This window comes from Enterobacter asburiae (assembly GCF_024599655.1).
GTDB lineage: Bacteria > Pseudomonadota > Gammaproteobacteria > Enterobacterales > Enterobacteriaceae > Enterobacter > Enterobacter asburiae_D.
Map to the genome: position 1 here is coordinate 2002187 of NZ_CP102247.1, position 18113 is coordinate 2020299.

19 protein-coding genes and 1 pseudogene are annotated in these 18113 nt (G+C 54.4%); 10 read left to right on the forward strand and 10 right to left on the reverse strand.

Annotated features, from left to right (window positions below; all coding sequences use genetic code 11):
* Window positions 1-26 precede the first annotated feature (26 nt).
* Window positions 27-1400, reverse strand: coding sequence for an MFS transporter (locus tag NQ230_RS09450; RefSeq protein ID WP_193941516.1), 1374 nt, complete (start codon window positions 1398-1400; stop codon window positions 27-29).
* Window positions 1401-1579: 179 nt separating this feature from the next.
* Here NQ230_RS09450 and kdgR point away from each other — a divergent pair, with 179 nt between their 5' ends.
* A complete protein-coding gene (kdgR, locus tag NQ230_RS09455) occupies window positions 1580-2371 on the forward strand; it encodes a DNA-binding transcriptional regulator KdgR (protein WP_023312208.1) in 792 nt (263 codons plus the stop codon).
* Between the two features lie 66 nt (window positions 2372-2437).
* On the opposite strand, the gene NQ230_RS09460 is transcribed toward kdgR, so the two are convergent.
* Window positions 2438-2677 carry a YobH family protein gene (locus tag NQ230_RS09460; RefSeq protein WP_121424153.1) on the reverse strand — a complete coding sequence of 80 codons (240 nt, stop codon included), beginning with the start codon at window positions 2675-2677 and terminating at the stop codon, window positions 2438-2440.
* Window positions 2678-2837: 160 nt separating this feature from the next.
* Here NQ230_RS09460 and mgrB point away from each other — a divergent pair, with 160 nt between their 5' ends.
* From mgrB to rlmA, 7 genes and pseudogenes are all read left to right on the forward strand, one after another.
* Window positions 2838-2981 (forward strand): PhoP/PhoQ regulatory lipoprotein MgrB, encoded by a 144-nt coding sequence (mgrB, locus tag NQ230_RS09465; protein WP_006175995.1) that lies wholly within the window; start codon window positions 2838-2840, stop codon window positions 2979-2981.
* Window positions 2982-3055: 74 nt separating this feature from the next.
* On the forward strand, window positions 3056-3346 hold the full coding sequence (locus NQ230_RS09470) for a YebO family protein (RefSeq protein WP_252030281.1): 291 nt from the start codon (window positions 3056-3058) through the stop codon (window positions 3344-3346).
* Between the two features lie 21 nt (window positions 3347-3367).
* Window positions 3368-4357 (forward strand): MBL fold metallo-hydrolase, encoded by a 990-nt coding sequence (locus NQ230_RS09475; protein WP_257260903.1) that lies wholly within the window; start codon window positions 3368-3370, stop codon window positions 4355-4357.
* A 525-nt stretch (window positions 4358-4882) separates the two neighbouring features.
* Window positions 4883-5027: pseudogene (locus NQ230_RS09480) on the forward strand (DUF2627 domain-containing protein).
* Between the two features lie 13 nt (window positions 5028-5040).
* A complete protein-coding gene (gene cspE, locus NQ230_RS09485; protein ID WP_001062678.1) occupies window positions 5041-5250 on the forward strand; it encodes a transcription antiterminator/RNA stability regulator CspE in 210 nt (69 codons plus the stop codon).
* Between the two features lie 219 nt (window positions 5251-5469).
* Window positions 5470-7188 carry a peptidoglycan DD-transpeptidase FtsI2/PBP3(PARA) gene (gene ftsI2, locus NQ230_RS09490; RefSeq protein WP_257260905.1) on the forward strand — a complete coding sequence of 573 codons (1719 nt, stop codon included), beginning with the start codon at window positions 5470-5472 and terminating at the stop codon, window positions 7186-7188.
* A gap of 65 nt (window positions 7189-7253) precedes the next feature.
* On the forward strand, window positions 7254-8069 hold the full coding sequence (rlmA, locus tag NQ230_RS09495; RefSeq protein ID WP_257260906.1) for a 23S rRNA (guanine(745)-N(1))-methyltransferase: 816 nt from the start codon (window positions 7254-7256) through the stop codon (window positions 8067-8069).
* Here rlmA and mntP read toward each other — a convergent pair.
* The 5 genes from mntP to manX all read right to left on the reverse strand — a co-directional run bounded on the left by mntP (window position 8066) and on the right by manX (window position 12220).
* Complete coding sequence (gene mntP, locus NQ230_RS09500) at window positions 8066-8632, reverse strand: manganese efflux pump MntP (RefSeq protein ID WP_032642447.1); 567 nt, start codon at window positions 8630-8632, stop codon at window positions 8066-8068. The genes rlmA and mntP overlap by 4 nt on opposite strands.
* Window positions 8633-9030: 398 nt before the next feature.
* Window positions 9031-9489, reverse strand: coding sequence for a DUF986 family protein (locus tag NQ230_RS09505; protein WP_213822420.1), 459 nt, complete (start codon window positions 9487-9489; stop codon window positions 9031-9033).
* Window positions 9490-9543: 54 nt separating this feature from the next.
* A complete protein-coding gene (locus NQ230_RS09510; RefSeq protein WP_006810994.1) occupies window positions 9544-10395 on the reverse strand; it encodes a PTS mannose transporter subunit IID in 852 nt (283 codons plus the stop codon).
* Window positions 10396-10407: 12 nt separating this feature from the next.
* Window positions 10408-11208 carry a PTS mannose transporter subunit IIC gene (gene manY, locus NQ230_RS09515; RefSeq protein WP_008500490.1) on the reverse strand — a complete coding sequence of 267 codons (801 nt, stop codon included), beginning with the start codon at window positions 11206-11208 and terminating at the stop codon, window positions 10408-10410.
* 46 nt (window positions 11209-11254) lie between these two features.
* A complete protein-coding gene (gene manX, locus NQ230_RS09520; protein WP_032658500.1) occupies window positions 11255-12220 on the reverse strand; it encodes a PTS mannose transporter subunit IIAB in 966 nt (321 codons plus the stop codon).
* A gap of 317 nt (window positions 12221-12537) precedes the next feature.
* On the opposite strand from manX, the gene NQ230_RS22955 reads away from it, so the two are divergent.
* Both NQ230_RS22955 and yoaE read left to right on the forward strand, forming a co-directional pair.
* On the forward strand, window positions 12538-12696 hold the full coding sequence (locus NQ230_RS22955) for a protein YoaL (RefSeq protein WP_371745447.1): 159 nt from the start codon (window positions 12538-12540) through the stop codon (window positions 12694-12696).
* Window positions 12684-14243, forward strand: a complete 1560-nt coding sequence (gene yoaE / locus NQ230_RS09525) for a CNNM family cation transport protein YoaE (protein ID WP_033145827.1) — start codon at window positions 12684-12686, stop codon at window positions 14241-14243. The genes NQ230_RS22955 and yoaE overlap by 13 nt, the downstream gene beginning before the upstream one ends.
* A 6-nt stretch (window positions 14244-14249) precedes the next feature.
* Here the strand turns inward: yoaE and pdeD are convergent, their stop codons facing one another.
* From pdeD to NQ230_RS09540, 3 genes are all read right to left on the reverse strand, one after another.
* Entirely contained in the window at window positions 14250-15848 is a 1599-nt protein-coding gene (gene pdeD, locus NQ230_RS09530) for a cyclic di-3',5'-guanosine monophosphate phosphodiesterase PdeD (protein ID WP_257260909.1), read from the reverse strand.
* 130 nt (window positions 15849-15978) lie between these two features.
* The gene (gene sdaA, locus NQ230_RS09535) at window positions 15979-17343 is read right to left on the reverse strand and encodes an L-serine ammonia-lyase (RefSeq protein WP_024909859.1); all 1365 of its coding nucleotides are present in this window, start codon (window positions 17341-17343) and stop codon (window positions 15979-15981) included.
* A gap of 185 nt (window positions 17344-17528) precedes the next feature.
* Window positions 17529-18107: a CoA pyrophosphatase gene (locus tag NQ230_RS09540; protein WP_257260914.1), complete on the reverse strand. Its 579-nt coding sequence runs from the start codon at window positions 18105-18107 to the stop codon at window positions 17529-17531.
* Window positions 18108-18113: the final 6 nt, after the last annotated feature.

The following is an 18113-nucleotide window of genomic DNA, read 5'->3' on the forward strand; positions in this document are numbered from 1 at the left end:
CAGGAGAACTCTCCGCCCGGCTTTTTTTATGCCTGAACCCTGGGCTGGGTCACGCGAAGGCCGCTGACGACCGCCGCGAGAGAGGCAAGGGCACCCGCGGTGAGAAGCGCAACATGGTTGCCGTTTTGTCCGGCGAGGTTAAACATCAGGGCGACCAGCGCCGCACCGCTGCTTTGCCCCAGAAGGCGCGCGGTCCCCAGCATGCCGCTTGCACCTCCGCTGCGATGGCGCGGCGCGGAGGTGATAATAGTGTGATTGTTAGGGGACTGGAACAGGCCAAACCCTGCGCCGCACAGGATCATACGCCAGATGATGTCCAGATCGGTTGGCGATGACGGCAGCAGAGCCAGCGCGAAAAGGCCTGTCGCCATAACCGCCAGCCCCAGTGCTCCCAATAAACCGGCATGGACGCGTTCAATCAGGTAACCTGCCAGCGGCGCCATCACCATTGTCGCCAGCGGCCAGGGAGTTAACAGCAGGCCGGTCTCCACTTCTGAACGTCCCAGCACGCCCTGCAGAAAGAAGGGCAGAGAAACCAGAGCCAGCATTTGGGCGCAGAACGAGCAGACTGACGTGCAAATGGAGAGGGAAAAGAGGGGAATACGCAGCAGATCGACCGGCAGTAAGGGCACAGGGAGTGTGAGCTGGCGGCGAACAAAGAAGAAACCGATCGCCAGCAGGGCGACGAGCTCCGCGCCGGTAAGCATCAGAGACTGTCCCTGCGCAAAGCCGCTCAGCGCCGTAATCAGCAGGCCAAAGGTCAGGGCATTCATCACCGCACTCGCCACGTCGAAGCGCGGCATGGTGCTTTTAGGCCCGTTAGCGGGAAGAAAGCGCAGAGCAAAGAAGATGGCGATGATACCCAGCGGCACGTTAATGGCGAACAGCCATTGCCATGACGCAACGGAAAGGATCGCCGCCGCAATGGTAGGCCCGGCGGCGGAAGAGACGGCGACAATAAACGAGTTTATCCCCATGCCGCGCCCCAGATGACGCTGCGGATAAATTAAGCGGATCAACGCCGTGTTTACGCTCATCAGCGCCGCGCCGCCAAACCCCTGCGCAATGCGGGCAAGCGTCAGGGTATGCAGTGAATCTGAAAGGGCGCATAGCAAGGACGTGAAGGTGAAAACCACCAGACCGCACTGATACACCCGACGGTAACCGAACATATCGCCCAGGAAAGAGAACGAGAGCAGGGAAACCACAATCGCAATCTGATAGGCGTTAACAATCCATATCGAACTGGCGGGAGAGGCGTGCAGGTCGCTGGCGATGGTTGGCAGGGCGACGTTCGCGATTGCGCCGTCAAGGACGGCCATTGAGATACCGATAATGATGGTTGCTATAGCGCCATACCGCTGGGGTAAAGGCAGGCCATCGGAAAGGGTCTTTTCCATTAGGATTAAAAAAGCTCAGCGTGAAATTATTCTCAGGGTAACTATTTTAGCATTGTTACAGCCGCGATATGTCGCAGATTTGTAACGAAGTAAACGCGGATTGATTGCAGGTGACATGACGGGAACTTATAATAAAAACCGGTTCTGATTTTTATAAAACACTCTCTATGAGGTGGTAAATGGCTATTGCGGATTTGGATAAACAGCCAGATTCTGTTTCTTCCGTGCTGAAGGTGTTTGGCATCTTACAGGCGCTGGGAGAAGAGCGTGAAATAGGTATTACAGAGTTGTCGCAGCGCGTGATGATGTCAAAAAGCACCGTTTATCGCTTTTTGCAAACCATGAAGTCGCTGGGCTACGTTGCCCAGGAAGGCGAATCTGAAAAATACTCTCTGACGCTGAAGCTGTTTGAGCTGGGTGCCCGTGCGCTACAAAATGTTGACCTGATCCGCAGCGCCGATATTCAGATGCGTGAAATCTCTCGCCTGACCAAAGAGACCATCCATCTCGGCGCGCTGGATGAAGACAGCATTGTTTACATCCATAAAATCGACTCCATGTACAATCTGCGCATGTATTCGCGCATTGGTCGTCGCAACCCGCTCTACAGTACCGCCATTGGTAAGGTTCTGCTGGCGTGGCGCGATCGTGAGGAAGTGAAGCAGATCCTCGAAGGCGTGGAATACAAGCAAAGTACCTCACGAACCATTACCAGCACGGACGCGCTGTTAACGGTGCTCGATCGCGTACGCGAGCAGGGGTATGGCGAAGATAACGAAGAGCAGGAAGAAGGGCTGCGCTGCATCGGCGTTCCGGTGTTTGACCGTTTTGGCGTGGTGATCGCGGGCTTAAGTATCTCCTTCCCAACCTTACGCTTCTCCGAAGAGCGTCTGCATGAGTATGTGGCTATTCTGCACACTGCCGCACGTAAGATTTCTGAACAGATGGGGTATCACGACTACCCGTTCTAATCTCTGTTCCCATAAAAAAACGCCGCAACAGATGCGGCGTTTTTTGTCGGTCATTTACCCGGCTGATTAACCATTATCAATCACGACGGATGTCTTACGCAGGACCGGACAGTGGGTTAAGCCCACGATCCCGCTTTCAGTATGCAGATATTGCGCAGTGCTCACGCCCTGTGCCGTTAAATATTTACACTGAATTCCTAACCCGGCTGCGTTCTCGGTGCTTCCCACAAGCACGCCATAACCCGTTAGCAGAAGGCCAATCCAGACAATGGCCAGTGCAACAATTGTTCGAATGATTAACCGCATCATTTCCTCTTTTATCGTTGTTATCATAATGCTAGCGTAAACGGTTTACGCGGCGAAACAAGTGCAGGAATCTGAAAAAAGCGCGATGGAGGCACAGTTAGTCCTTGTTTAAGATAAGCGTGATAACCTCGTTACATCAGGTCTTTAGACGGAGTGTGGAGTGAAAAAAATACGCTGGGTAATTCTGATTATCGTGCTGATAGCGTGCGTGGTGTTATGGACGCAGACGATCAATGTGATGTGCGATCAGGATGTACAGTTTTTTAGCGGCGTTTGCGCAATCAATAAATTTATTCCGTGGTAACACGCATTTTTTCTCAAGGTGATTTCCTTCCTTCGCGCCAGTGGTAAAATAGACGTTTTTATTGAGGTGGTGAAATGGGTGAGTTACTGAATTCAGGGCTGCTGAATATAGCATCCCTGATGATTTCTTTGGTTGTTCTGCTGGTGGGGCTGGTCATTTGGTTTTTCGTGAACCGCGCCAGTTCCCGTACTAACGAGCAGATTGAACTGCTGGAAGCGCTGCTCGATCAGCAAAAACGTCAGAATGCGCTGCTTCGCCGTCTATGTGAGGCTAACGAACCGGAAGAGAAAGACGCGCCGAAAGACCCGGTCGCTGAAGATAACAAAGACGAAGACGACTTTATCCGCCTGGTGGCTGAGCGTTAATCTTTTGTCTGGGAGGTGGCTGTGGTCTGGAAAAATCCCTGGTATGACCCCTCCCTGAAACATCACACCCCGAACGGTTTTCGTAATACCGATCCTGTCGGACATCAACCCGGCGATCTTGACCGCTGGCGTAAAGCGCGTAAAGAGGCCGGTTTACCGAAGCCGCCCGCGCTGGGTTATGAAGACTTTATCCACCAGTGGTGGCAACCGGTTGAGCTTACGCAATCTCATGAAGATGGGGTGTGGTGGCTCGGACACGCGAGTGTGTTGCTGCAGCTGGACGGCAATATCATCCTTACCGATCCGGTGTTTTCACGGCGCGCTTCTCCGCTCCCTTTCCTGGGACCACAGCGTAAAACGCCTCCCGCGCTGTCAGTCGATCAACTGCTTCAGCTTGATGCGGTCGTCATCTCCCATAATCATTACGATCATCTTGATGACGCGACCATTCGCCGTATCCTCAAGCGCTTCCCCGACGTCAGTTTTTTTGTTCCGCTGGGCCTGGCCGACTGGTTTCGCCGCCGGGGGGCAAAACGCGTGGTTGAGCTCGACTGGTGGCAGAGTTTCACCTGGCAGGGGATGACGCTGACCGCCGTACCGGCACAGCACTGGAGTATGCGCACGCCATGGAACCGCAATCGCTCATTATGGTGCGGCTGGGTTATGGAAGGTCGACATCATCGTTTCTGGTTCAGCGGCGATACGGGGTATTCGCCCGAGCTGCTGTTGATACCTCAACGCCTGGGCCATATCGATGCTGCCGCGTTACCGATAGGTGCCTATGCCCCACGATGGTTCATGGCTGTCCATCATATGGATCCGCAATCCGCGGTGGCATTGTGGCAGCAGTTGGGTTGTCCGCTGGCGTTTCCCATTCACTGGGGCGTGTTTGAACTGGCAGATGAAGCCCTGGATGAACCTGTGCGGGAGTTAACTGACGCGCTAGATAATTTAGCACCAGTTAATCATTCTTTCAGGATACTGAAAATTGGCGAATATTTATCCTTATAAACGAAGCGATTAATTGTTGCATATATTCTTGATGTAAACGCACTCAGGAATGTTTTATTTTTATCGAAACGTTTTGCTTGCCTTCTTTTGATGCAGGTTCATAAAAATTTCATTATTTTGGTGCATAACACTGTTTATTAGCTGGTGCATTTTAATACAGTTGGGCGTGGGTTATTAACGTTGTTTTTTCTCTGAAACAATTTGGTCGCGTTACAATGATTTAAGCATAAGTTTTCACAAATTGTTCTAACTCAATCAAGACGTAAGATTTCTTTTCCCGGTTGCTGGACGCTTCGTTATGAATGAGCTATGTTAAAAACATCTTAGATTACAGCGGTTGTGAAAGCAACGCCGGGTCTTTGTTACGCAGCAGAGCTGTCTGTACGTGATGCGCATAATTGTGCAAAACCTGACAGGCACTGTTCGAATTTGTGCGGCGGATCGAGACATGTTTAAAAATGGCTTGCCATATTAAACATAGTGTGTGATAACACGTTTTGGGTCAAACGAGGTACAGTTCTGTTTATGTGTGGCATTTTCAGTAAAGAAGTCCTGAGTAAACACGTTGTCGTTGAATACCGCTTCTCTGCCGAACCTTATATTAGTGCCTCATGCAGTAATGTCTCAGTTTTATCTCAGTTAATGCCTGCGGGCTAAGAAAACACTCTAAGGAATTTTGCAAAATGGCAAAGATTAAAGGTCAAGTTAAGTGGTTCAACGAGTCTAAAGGTTTTGGTTTCATTACTCCTGCTGACGGCAGCAAAGACGTGTTCGTACACTTCTCTGCAATCCAGGGTAACGGCTTCAAAACTCTGGCTGAAGGCCAGAACGTTGAGTTCGAAATTCAGGACGGCCAGAAAGGCCCAGCTGCAGTTAACGTAACTGCTATCTGATCGAACCGCTGCTGACTGAAGCGCTTAGCACTTCAATCTCAGACATAAAGCCTCGCATAACGCGGGGCTTTTTTATGCCCCTTATCTTTCAAAATATTACTATTCGCGGTCTTGTTAGTAACTTGTTGCAAAGCTGCGAGGTTAGTAGCACTGTTTTGCCACCCTAAACCCATCTTTTCCCGTTAAATCAGGGCGTTGTTTTACAGTCCCGGGGTTCAGGTGAAGAAGAAATTGATAACGACCGCTGGCAATTTCACGCCGGCGCGTTTTGTGCTGCTCTGTTTAGCTATTTTTTGTAGTCTGGCTTTTTTGCTGGGCCGCGTTGCCTGGCTGCAAATCATCAAGCCTGACAATCTGGTGAAGCAGGAAGATATGCGCTCCCTTCGCCAGCTGGCGATTGACGCGCCGCGCGGCATGATAATGGATCGCGAAGGTCGCCCCCTGGCGGTGAGCGTGCCTGTCCGGGCCGTGTGGGCCGATCCTAAAACGGTGCTGGCAAAAGGGGGCGTTGGCGTTGACGAACGCTGGCAGGCGTTGGCAAACGCGCTGCATCTCTCCCTGGGCACACTTTCGGCGCGAATCAATGCCAACCCGCAGGGCCGTTTTATTTATCTTGCCCGTCAGGTCGATCCTGCACAGGCAAAGTGGATCGATAAGCTCAACCTGCCCGGCATCAATTTACGCGATGAATCCCGCCGTTTTTATCCTGCCGGTCATGTGGCAGCGAACCTGATTGGTTTCACCAATATTGACGGGCAGGGCATTGAAGGCGTGGAAAAAAGCTTCAACGCACAGCTGACCGGCAAGGCGGGTGTGCGACAGGTAAGGGAAGACCGCTACGGACGCGTGGTTGAAAACCTGACGGAAGTGGCACCCGCACCGGCGCATAACATCCAGTTAAGTATCGACGAGCGTCTGCAAACCATCACCGAAGATGCGCTCGATAATGCCGTGGCCTGGAACAAGGCCGAGTCTGGGGCATCGGTGCTAATTAATATCCCAACCGGGGAAATCCTCGCCATGGCGAGCTATCCGGATTTCAACCCCAATAACCGGGAAGGCGCGACGATAAACGATTTTCGCAACCGTGCGATCAGCGATACGTTTGAACCGGGTTCCACGGTCAAGCCGCTGGTGCTGATGACGGCCCTGCAGCAGGGGCTGGTCCAGCCGGACAGCGTGATTGACACGCACCCGTATACCCTTGACGGGCATCGTATCCGCGATGTGGGCTATTATCCTGAACTGACAATGACGGGGATCCTGCAAAAATCGAGCGATACCGGCGTGTCCCGACTGTCCCTGGCAATGCCTGTCCAGCATCTTATTGATACCTATCGAAACTTTGGTTTTGGCACGAATACGGGGCTTGGCTTAACGGGGGAGAGCGCGGGACTGCTGCCCCAGCGTAAATACTGGAGCCAGCTCGACCGCGCGACCTTTGCCTTCGGCTACGGGCTGATGGTGACGCCGCTCCAGCTGGCGCACGTCTACGCCACGATTGGCGGTTTCGGGCTTGAGAGACCTCTCTCGATTACGCGTATCGATCCACCCGTTATCGGGCACCGCGTTATGCCGGAAGAGATTGCGCATGAGGTGGAGCACATGATGGAGAGCGTTGCGCTGCCCGGCGGTGGCGGGGTTAAGGCCGCCGTTCGTGATTACCGGGTGGCGGTGAAAACCGGTACGGCGAAGAAAATTGACGACAGCGGGAAGTACGTCGATAAATACGTCGCCTATACGGCCGGCGTTGCGCCTGCCAGCGATCCACGCTTTGCCCTGGTGGTGGTCATTAACGATCCGCAAAATGGCGCCTACTACGGCGGTGCCGTTTCCGCGCCTGTCTTCAGCGAGATTATGGGCAACGTGCTGCGTCTGGAGAATGTGAAACCTGACGGGTTACCGGCGGGTTCAGATCACCTTATCGTTATGCGTTAACCGGACGTTTATAACCAGGGCGAATAGCGGTACACTTCGCCCTTTGATTATGCTCCGGAGTCACCATGTCCTTCAGCTGTCCCCTTTGCCACGCCCCCCTGACGCACTCAGATAAAAGTTATACCTGTCCGCAGGGGCATCAGTTTGATATGGCAAAAGAAGGCTACGTGAATCTTCTGCCGGTGCAGCATAAGCGCTCCCGCGATCCAGGAGACAGTGCAGAGATGATGCAGGCGCGTCGCGCGTTTCTGGATGCCGCGCACTATCTGCCGCTGCGTGAGACCGTCGCGCAGATGCTTAATGACATTCTGCCGGATTCTGCCACCGCCATGCTCGATATTGGCTGCGGGGAAGGGTACTACACCGCACGGTTTGCCGGGATTGCCCGTGAGAAGGGCGCGCTGACATTCGGTCTGGACGTGTCGAAAGTGGCCATTCGCGCGGCGGCAAAGCGTTACGCGGACGTGACGTTCTGCGTGGCATCCAGTCACCGGCTGCCGTTTGACGATGCCAGCATGGATGCTGTTATCCGCATTTATGCGCCCTGCAAGGTGGAAGAGCTGGCTCGCGTGGTGAAGCCGGGCGGATGGGTGGTCACCGTAACGCCGGGCCCGCGTCATCTGATGGAGCTGAAAGGCCTGATCTACGATGAAGTGCGTCTCCATGCCCCTCATTCTGAACAGCTGGCCGGTTTTAGCCTGAAGCAGGAGCAAAGCGTGGCGTATGAAATGACGTTGAAAGGGGAAGAGGCCACCGCGTTGCTGCAGATGACGCCGTTCGCGTGGCGGGCAAAACCGGAAGTATGGGAAGCGCTAGCTGCACACTCAACATTTCGCTGCCAGACGGATTTCAGTATCCACGTCTGGCAGTGCGAAGATTAACCGGCGAAGTGTGCCCAGAGGATCTGGGCGCCAATGCCAATCAACACAATTCCCCCCAGGATCTCGGCGCGTTTACCCAGCAGCGGGCCGATAAACCGTCCAACCATCATGCCCAGCGTGGACATAATCAGCGTTGCGCAGCCGATGGCCAGCGCGGTGGCGATAATATTGACCTGCAGGAATGCCAGACCGACACCGACGGCCATCGCATCAAGGCTTGTGGCAATCGCTGTGGTGACCAACAGCCAGAACCCGTGGCGGTGCTGCGGCTCCTCGTCTTCTTCATCACCACCGCGAAAACCTTCTATGACCATTCGACCACCGAGAAAGACCAGCAGGACGAACGCAATCCAGTGGTTCCATTCAAGCACGAACTGGCTGGCGAGCATGCCAAGACCCCAGCCGATAAGCGGCGTCAGCGTTTCGATAGCACCGAAAATGAGACCGGTACGCAGGGCTTCTGAGAATTTTGGTTTATGGAGCGTGGCGCCTTTTCCGATAGAAGCAGCAAATGCGTCCATGGACATGCCAAAAGCGAGGAGGATCGTAGCGGAGATATTCATAACAGCGTCCAGACCGGGGATATCCATATGACACATCACTGCCCCCAGTAAACAGCAGTTGATGTATCTATGGTCTCGCCTGATCGCGCCGCACATAAGATGTGCTGTCAGCGAACCGTACGCGCCACGTTTTTCAACGAGTATGTTGACACGTACATTTCCTGCGAGCAGGAAATCGGCTACTCCCCAACGACGGGCGCAACCTTAACATATTTTGAGAAAATAAAACAACAATGAAGAGGCATTATTTAAAATGCTTAGTGATAACGATTTTCATTTGTCTTTAAGCGTGAAGATATCGTTAACAAATAGAGATCAAATTAACGAAGGGGATATAGCTTTGGCTATATTTCTTGCGCACGATAAACGCATTATATAGCCATTGCTATATATCTAACTTATTGAGTTTTAACGAGTAACTTGTATATCTTTTCCAGGTCGTCAATATTCTTCACCCGAACAAGCAGGCGACGTTGTTCTAATTGCATCACCAGCACACCGTCTTCGGATAAATTCATCTCTTTAATACGGTTATATTCTATCCATACATTGGCGAAGAAAAACCCGCGGGATTTAAAAATGATTTTCGGCGTGCGGATCCAGAACAGATAAACAGCCATTAATGCCAGCGCACATAATAACCATGTGGTTAATATTGCACCATGGCCGGTGACGTTATTGTAAATAAGAATAGCGATGAGACCCGCGAAGATAAACGCATCCACGCGCCCGCGTCGCAGAAGGGGAAGGGAGAGCAGCGTCTCGCCGTGACGGCGGGGCATGATGAACTCGTCATAGATCGCGTAAGCCAGAAGGGCAGCAATAAATAAAACCAGTACGATGTCCGTGACAGTCATTCATCCTCCAGATAAAAAAACCGGGGGCAAGCCCCCGGCCTATAGCATTGAAACTTACAGACCCAGCAGGCCGACAGCGTAGCCCGCGATACCGATGACGAAGAAGCCAACGATAATCCACAGCGGGTTCACTTTCTTACGCAGCAGCCACATGCAGGCGAAGGTTAACAGCAGCGGTACCAGGCCAGGCATCAGCTGGTCCAGAATCGTCTGCACGGTGGTGACGCGCGTCTGACCATCCTGCCCGGTGATGGTCGAGACCACCAGCGGGATGTTCACGTGTGTCCACTTGTTAACCAGCGCCCCCATGACAAACAGGCCGAGGATTGACGCCCCCTCAGTCAGTTTCTGCAGGAAGCCGCCGCCCATGTCCTTAACGATATCCACCCCTTTACGGTAGCCGTAGGCCACACCGTAGTAGCGGGTCAGCAGTCGCACGGCGTTGAACAGGATGAAGAACAGCAGCGGGCCAAGCAGGCTGCCGCTCATCGCGATACCGGCACCCAGCGCCGCGAAGACCGGACGTACGGTCCCCCAGAAGATAGGGTCACCGACACCGGCCAGCGGACCCATCAGGCCGACTTTGATACCGTTGATAGCACCATCGTCAATCTCTGCGCCGTTCGCACGCTGTTCTTCCATCGCCAGCGTTACGCCCAGTACGGGGGCCGCAACGTAAGGATGGGTGTTAAAGAATTCCAGGTGACGCTTGATCGCCTGACGGCGCGCTTCGTTGTTTTCCGGGTACAGGCGTTTGATCGCCGGTACCATGGAGAAGCAGAAACCCAGCGCCTGCATACGTTCGAAGTTCCATGAACCCTGAAACAGGTTAGAACGGATGAACACGCCACGAATATCACCCGGAGTGAGTTTTTTCTCGGTGGTAGTTTTTGTCATATCAACCATTTCGCTCACCTGTTAGTCCAGTTCGTTATCGAGATCGTTGTTACCAGCAGCCTGCGCTGGGGCACCCGCGACGCGGTTGTATTTCGGGCTGAGCTGGATGTAGAGGATCGCCATCACCGCACCAATCACGCCCAGTGCAACCAGGTTGAAGTTGGTGAAGGCAGCGGTCACGAAGCCGAGGTAGAAGAACGGCATCAGGTAGCCTGCGCGCATCATGTTGATGACCATCGCATAACCGACGACCACGATCATACCGCCCGCGATGTTCAGACCGCCGGTGACCACTTCTGGAATGGCGTTCAGCATGCTCTGAACTTCACTGGTACCGACGGAGATCGCCACGATAACCGCCGGGATCGCGATGCGCATCGCCTGCAGGAACAGGGATGAAACGTGGATCCACGACAGGGCCGTGAGGTTGCCGTTTTCGGCCGCCTTATCCGCCGCGTGCTGGAAGGCAACGGTGATAGTACGAACGATGATGGTCAGAACCTGGCCTGCGGCTGCCAGCGGGATCGCCAGGGCGATACCGGCACCAATACTCTGGTGACCAGCAATAACCAGAACGGTCGAAATGATAGAGGCCAGCGCGGCATCGGGCGCAACCGCCGCGCCGATGTTCATCCAGCCCAGGGCGATCATTTCCAGGGTACCACCGATGATGATACCGGTTTTCATGTCACCCAGAACGGCCCCAATCAACGTACAGGCCACCAGAGGGCGGTGGAACTGAAATTCATCAAGTACGGATTCCATACCCGCAATACATGCGACGACGAACACCAGCACAATCTGAAGAGTGGTAATCTCCATTGCACTTCTCCTATTACATAAGCTTTATGTGAGAACCGGCGCGGGCTTATTTCCCAACTTTGCCGATCAAATCCATCATTTTCAGTTTTTGATCCGTAGAAACCTTACGGGCTTCCAGCTCAATACCGCGTGCATTCAGCTTGTTGAATGCCTCGATATCTTTCGCATCGACTGAAATGGCGTTGTTGACCTGCGTTTTGCCCTGACGGAATGCCATACCACCAATGTTCACGGAGGTGATTTTCACGCCGCCTTCAACAATGCGCTCAACGTCTGTCGGGTTAGTGAACAGGAGCATCACGCGTTCACCCGCGTATTTCGGGTTGTTGTACACGCGGATCATCTTGGCGACATCCACGACGTGCGCGGTAACGCCAGGAGGAGCAACCTGAGTCAGAAGGGTTTTACGTACGGTATCGGCGGCCACTTCGTCGCTGACCACGATAATGCGTCGAACGTTGGTCTCTTTGGTCCAGCGCGTGGCAACCTGGCCGTGGATTAAGCGGTCATCAATACGCGCAAGGCCGATAACCATGTAATCGTTCGGGCCCATCGGTTTTGCCGGTGCTGCCGCTTTTGGTGCCGCTGCAGGCGCAGGGGCGGGTTTTTCAACCGGCTGCGCTTTCAGGGCTTTTACCCCTTCGCGACCGGTTTCAACGGCCAGTGCCACCAGCTCATCAAACGCCGGATTGTCGTCGCGCGCCATGAAGGTTTCCACCAGCATGGGAATATTCACCCCGGCGACAACTTCATAGTGCTCTTTATCGACGACAATGCGGCTGGCGGCATTGAACGGGCTGCCGCCCCATGTATCAACGAGAAACAGCACGCCTTTGCTGGTATCCAGCTTCGCGAGTTGAGCGTTGTACTTCTCTATCAGCGTCTCGGCGTTTTCACCGGGAACGAAATCGATCCAGCCGACGTTTTCCTGCTCGCCCAACAGCATCTCTGCCGTTTTGAGTAGCTGCTCAGCAGCCCAACCATGTGTGCCTATGACAATAGCAATGGTCACTTGCTACCTCCTTTTATTATCATTAATACGCCTGCCAGGCAGTCGTACTGAGAATCGTATTGGCGAACCGAATCGATTCAGATAAGGGTTAGAGTTCAAAAAAACTAAGACTTCCGCGAATTATTTTAGATAGTGAAAAAATAATTTATGTGATGAAGATCCGTAATTTAGCCACGCGTTACAGATTTATCTGTAGCGTAAAGCCGCTGTGTTACAGAACTTTGCAAAGGAACGTAAATCTTTGCTAAAAACACATTGTCTCTGATATGTTTAGCCTCCGTTTAATAGTTCAGGAGTATAGGGCTACAGCCCACTATATGGACCGTCACCGACGTCAGTCATCTACCAGGCCATTTCGCGCCTTATTCATCGGCGATCCTCGCCACGTATCGACTCTGTTTACCTCTGTTTTGCCCACGTTGAGTGGGGCACCGTTTCGTCATTCCTTTAGCAGGAGCTTGTCATGGAATTCTTAATGGACCCGTCAATCTGGGTGGGATTGCTCACGCTGGTGGTGCTGGAGATTGTTCTCGGCATTGATAACCTGGTGTTTATCGCCATCCTTGCGGACAAACTGCCGCCAAAACAGCGGGATAAAGCGCGCCTGATTGGTCTTTCGCTGGCGCTGGTCATGCGACTGGGGCTGCTCTCCGTCATCTCCTGGATGGTCACGCTGACCAAACCGCTGTTCTCCGTCATGGATTACACCTTCTCCGGGCGCGATTTAATCATGCTGATCGGGGGGATATTCCTGCTTTTCAAAGCGACGACAGAGCTACATGAGCGGCTGGAAAACCGCCAGCACGATGACGGGCACGGTAAAGGCTATGCCAGCTTCTGGGTGGTAGTGCTGCAGATCGTGGTGCTTGATGCGGTCTTCTCGCTGGATGCGGTGATCACGGCGGTCGGCATGGTGAATCATCTGCCGGTAATGATGGCGGCTGTCGTTATTGCGATGGCGGTAATGCTGCTGGCCTCGAAGCCGCTTACGCGCTTCGTCAACCAGCATCCGACGGTGGTCGTGCTGTGTCTGAGCTTCCTGCTGATGATTGGCCTGAGCCTGGTGGCGGAAGGTTTTGGCTTCCATATTCCGAAAGGCTACCTGTACGCCGCGATTGGCTTCTCGATCCTGATTGAGCTGTTCAACCAGATTGCGCGCCGTAACTTTATTAAGCAGCAGTCGAATCAGCCGCTGCGCGCCCGTACCGCAGATGCCATTCTGCGCCTGATGGGCGGTCGTCGTCAGGTGAACGTCCAGTCTGATTCCGAAAACCATAACCCGGTTCCGGTCCCTGAAGGGGCGTTTGTGGAACAAGAGCGCTACATGATCAACGGCGTGCTCTCCCTGGCCTCCCGTTCGCTGCGCGGCATCATGACGCCGCGCGGGGAAATCAGCTGGGTCGATGCTAACCTGAGCGTGGATGAAATTCGCCAGCAGCTGCTCTCTTCACCGCACAGCCTGTTCCCGGTGTGTCGCGGTGAGCTGGATGAGATCATCGGCGTCGTGCGGGCGAAAGAGATGCTGGTGGCCCTGGAAGAGGGCGTCAACGTGGAAGCCGTTGCTGCCGCGTCGCCTGCGATTGTCGTGCCGGAAACGCTGGATCCTATCAACCTGCTCGGGGTGCTGCGTCGCGCTCGCGGTAGCTTTGTTATCGTCACCAACGAGTTTGGCGTGGTGCAGGGGTTGGTTACGCCGCTGGACGTGCTGGAAGCGATTGCCGGTGAATTCCCGGATGCCGACGAAACGCCAGAGATCGTAGCCGACGGTGAAGGCTGGCTGGTTAAAGGTACTACCGACCTGCACGCGCTCTCTCACACGCTGGGGTTGGAAAACGTGATCAACGATGAAGAAGACATCGCGACCGTTGCCGGTCTGGTGATCGCCGTTAACGGGCAAATCCCGCGCGTAGGCGATGTGATAGAGCTTGCGCCGCTGCACATTACGATCGTTGAAGCCAACGACTATCGCGTTGATATGGTTCGTATTGTTAAAGAACAATCAGCCCACGACGAAGACGAGTAAGCCGGCTTAGCGCAGCGGCATTAAGGGCACGATGTGCCCGTTATGATGCGCTGGCGGGGGCGCGCTTCCCGCCAGCCACTTCGGAAAATCCCGTAGCGGCATGGGCCGCGCATAGAAAAAGCCCTGCAGAACAGGTACGCCATGGCGGCGCAAATAGCGCGCCTGCTCCTCTGTCTCGACCCCCTCAGCAACCAGTTCAATATTCAGCCGCTGACCTAGCGCAATAATCATATCCGTCACCGTCGAGTTCACGGCGTCGGTACCGATGGCGGTGGTAAACGACTGGTCAATTTTCAGCACGTCCGGGTGGAGCTTTTCAAGCCAGGAGAGGGAGCTGTTCCCGGTTCCAAAATCGTCGATGGCCAGCTTCACCCCTTTGCGATGCAGCTCGCGTACGATGCGATAATCCGCATCCAGCAGCGCATCCCGTTCCGTGAGTTCAATCACCAGCTGCTGGCGCGGACTTGCGCTGAACCAGAGGCGGTTCAGGTCCTGTATCAACATCGCGTGACGGAAATGGCTGGCGGCAACGTTAATACCGATGTGAAAACCGGCGTTGGAAGGGAAGTAGCCTATCTGGCGCACCGTTTCGGCGATGACATAGCGGGTCAGGGGGACAATCTGGTTATGTTCTTCTGCCAGAGGGATAAACACCTCCGGGGTGATCCAACCCTGACGGGGGTTATTCCAGCGCAGCAGGATCTCCACGCCGGTGCACGCCTGGGTGCGGGCATTCACCAGCGGCTGGCAGAAAAGCTCAAATTCCCGCGCCGCGATGCCCATATCAATCTCCCACGTAAAGCTCATTCGGTTTGCCGTTGCCAGCCAGGCGAGATAGCCCAGCAGCAGGCTGAGCATGAGCCCCAGCGGCAGCTGGGCTGGCAGGCTTTTTAAGGCTAACTCTCCAGGGCCTGGCCCGCTGACCGTAATGGTGAAAGGATTTCGGGTTGATGACTGCCGGAAAAGAGAGCCCTCCTCATCAAAGGTCAGGCTGTCGCTGACGCGTTGTCCATAGCGCAGAAAGCGATCGCCCACGGTTAGCGCCACGTCATTAATAAGCGGGCGCTGGGGCTCAAGGATCATTTTGGCGATCAGATCGATATTGATGATTTCGATAACGCCTGCTTCACCGTCCTGAGAGACGGGATACCACTGGACCAATATCGGGCTATCTTTAAGCAGCCACTGATCGGTCGATAAAATCAGCTTCGCCGTGCTGGCGGGGAGTTCTTTCAGGAAGTCGCGAACGGGCACATTGCGGCTCCCGAAAATACTTGAGCAATACAGGATTCCGTCGTTAATCAGGGCGATGGAGCGTACCGTCTGCAAAATGGCGGCCTGCTTTCGCAGCGCCAGGTGCGCCTGCGGACAGGGCTGCCCCACCAGGGGCTGCAGCACGCTGCGGCGGTTCTCTAAGGAAAGCAGGACGTTATCAAGGGCGCGAACGGTGTGGCTTGTAAAATCGAGGATCCGCTGTTGGTTAACATTGCGCTGTGAAATAAAGCGAATGCCTAACGTCAGGATGAGCGTGAGGAGCGCAACCGTGACGCAGACGATAACGCGTTTTCGGCGATAGTTTTTAATGATCGTTTGTGCAGTTTGCATGAACGGTCGCCTGATAAGCCACCAGCCACAAAAGCCGGACGCAACAGTAAAAGTGTAGTGGGGAAAGCAGAAGGAGACGAGAAAGAAGAGGGAAATTCGCCCATCCGTTGCAGATGGGCGAAAGGCAGTATTAGTCGCACTGCACCTTAATGGCCAGGCCACCGCGGGACGTCTCGCGGTATTTCGCGTTCATGTCCTTGCCGGTTTCGTACATGGTTTCAATCACCTTATCCAGCGATACGCGAGGTTCGCTGGTACGGCGCATCGCCATACGTGAGGCGTTGATGGCTTTCACCGATGCAATCGCGTTACGCTCGATGCACGGCACCTGCACCTGGCCCGCGACCGGGTCACAGGTCAGACCGAGGTTATGTTCCATACCGATTTCCGCCGCCACGCAGACCTGCTCAGGGCTTGCGCCCAGCAGCTCTGCCAGACCGGCCGCCGCCATGGAGCAGGCAACGCCCACTTCACCCTGACAGCCCACTTCCGCACCGGAGATGGAGGCGTTCATTTTGTACAGCGCACCAATGGCACCTGCCGCCAGGAAATAACGGATATAGATGTCCGGCGTCACGGGCTCAATAAAGTGATCGTAGTAGGCCAGCACTGCCGGAACGATGCCGCAGGCACCGTTGGTTGGCGCCGTCACAACGCGGCCACCGGCGGCGTTCTCTTCGTTAACCGCCAGGGCAAACATGTTTACCCAGTCGACCACGTTCATCGGGTCGTTGGAGAACTTGTCCGTGGTCACCAGCATACGGCGCAGGGCGGAGGCACGACGCGGTACGCGCAGTGGACCCGGCAGAACGCCTTCGGTGTTCATCCCGCGATCGATACAGGCGCGCATGGTTTGCCAGACGTTCGCAAAATAGTCTTCAATCTCTTTTTTGCTGTGCAGGGCCAGTTCGTTCTGCATCACCATACCGGACAGGGAAAGACCGGTCTCTTTGCAGTAGCCCAGCATTTCGGTAGCCGATTTGAACGGGTACGGTACGTTGACGTCGCCGACGCTGTCTTTGCCAAAATGCTCTTCATCCACGATGAAGCCACCGCCGATGGAGTAGTACGTTTTGCTGTAAATCTCTTTTTCACCGCTCCAGGCGTGAATGGTCATGCCGTTTTCGTGCAGCGGCAGGTTGTCGCTACGAAAACGCATGCCGTCATCCTGCGGGAAATCGACTTCCTGCTGGCCGTTTGCCAGCAGCAGGCGGCCGCGTGTTTCCACGTCGCGGATGAATGCCGGGATGGCATCAATATCAACGGTATCCGGCATATTGCCTGCCAGACCCATAATAATGGCGATATCGGTGTGGTGGCCTTTACCCGTTAATGACAGCGAGCCGTAAACATCCACGGCGACACGGGTAACGCTTTCCAGTAATCCTTTTTCGACCAGATCATCGACGAACTGTTTACCGGCCTTCATCGGGCCAACAGTATGGGAAGACGAAGGGCCAATTCCCACTTTGAACATGTCGAATATACTAATCACTTTCACACTCCTGACAGGGTTACCGGGGTTCCAGTAACGATGTTATAACTGCGCATAGTGTAAGAGGGAACACCGGCCTCGGCTTAACTATTCACATGAATTAAACTAATGGTTAACGATGGGTTTTGCTAATAGCGCGACGCAGATCGCAAACTTGGCAGAAGAGGGCGGAATGTAAAGTATAGTCAAGGCTTCAGGCCGATTTGCAACGCCAGCTCACGAATAATGCCCGCCGTCATGCCCCAGACAAAATAATGCTGATACCAGGACAACCAGACCCGATGGTCGTGCCCGCGACGCTGAATATCCAGCGGGTGATAACGACTCAGCCGAAGGGCTTCATCCAGCGGCATTTCAAACACCGCAGAGACTTCATCGATGCTGGCGTGATACTGCAGTCCCGGCGGGATAATGCCCACCACCGGCGTGACCTGAAAACCGGTGACGCTGTCGACGGGGGGCAGCACGCCGATGACCTCCACAGCCTCCGGCGGAATGGCAACCTCTTCCTGCGCTTCCCGCAGCGCGGCGGCAATCAGCGAGGCGTCGGAGCTGTCTACTGCGCCACCCGGAAAGGCGACCTGACCCGCGTGCTTACGTAAATGGGGAGAACGCTGGGTGAGCAGCAGGCCCGGCTGCGTGCGACGCACGACCGGGATCAGCACTGCCGCCTGTCGCTGATTCATCGCCTCGCGGTTGACCTGCGGTCGTAATAGCTGAAAGCGAGATAAAAAGTCATCCAGCGTCAGGTTCTCTTTTTCCACCCGTGA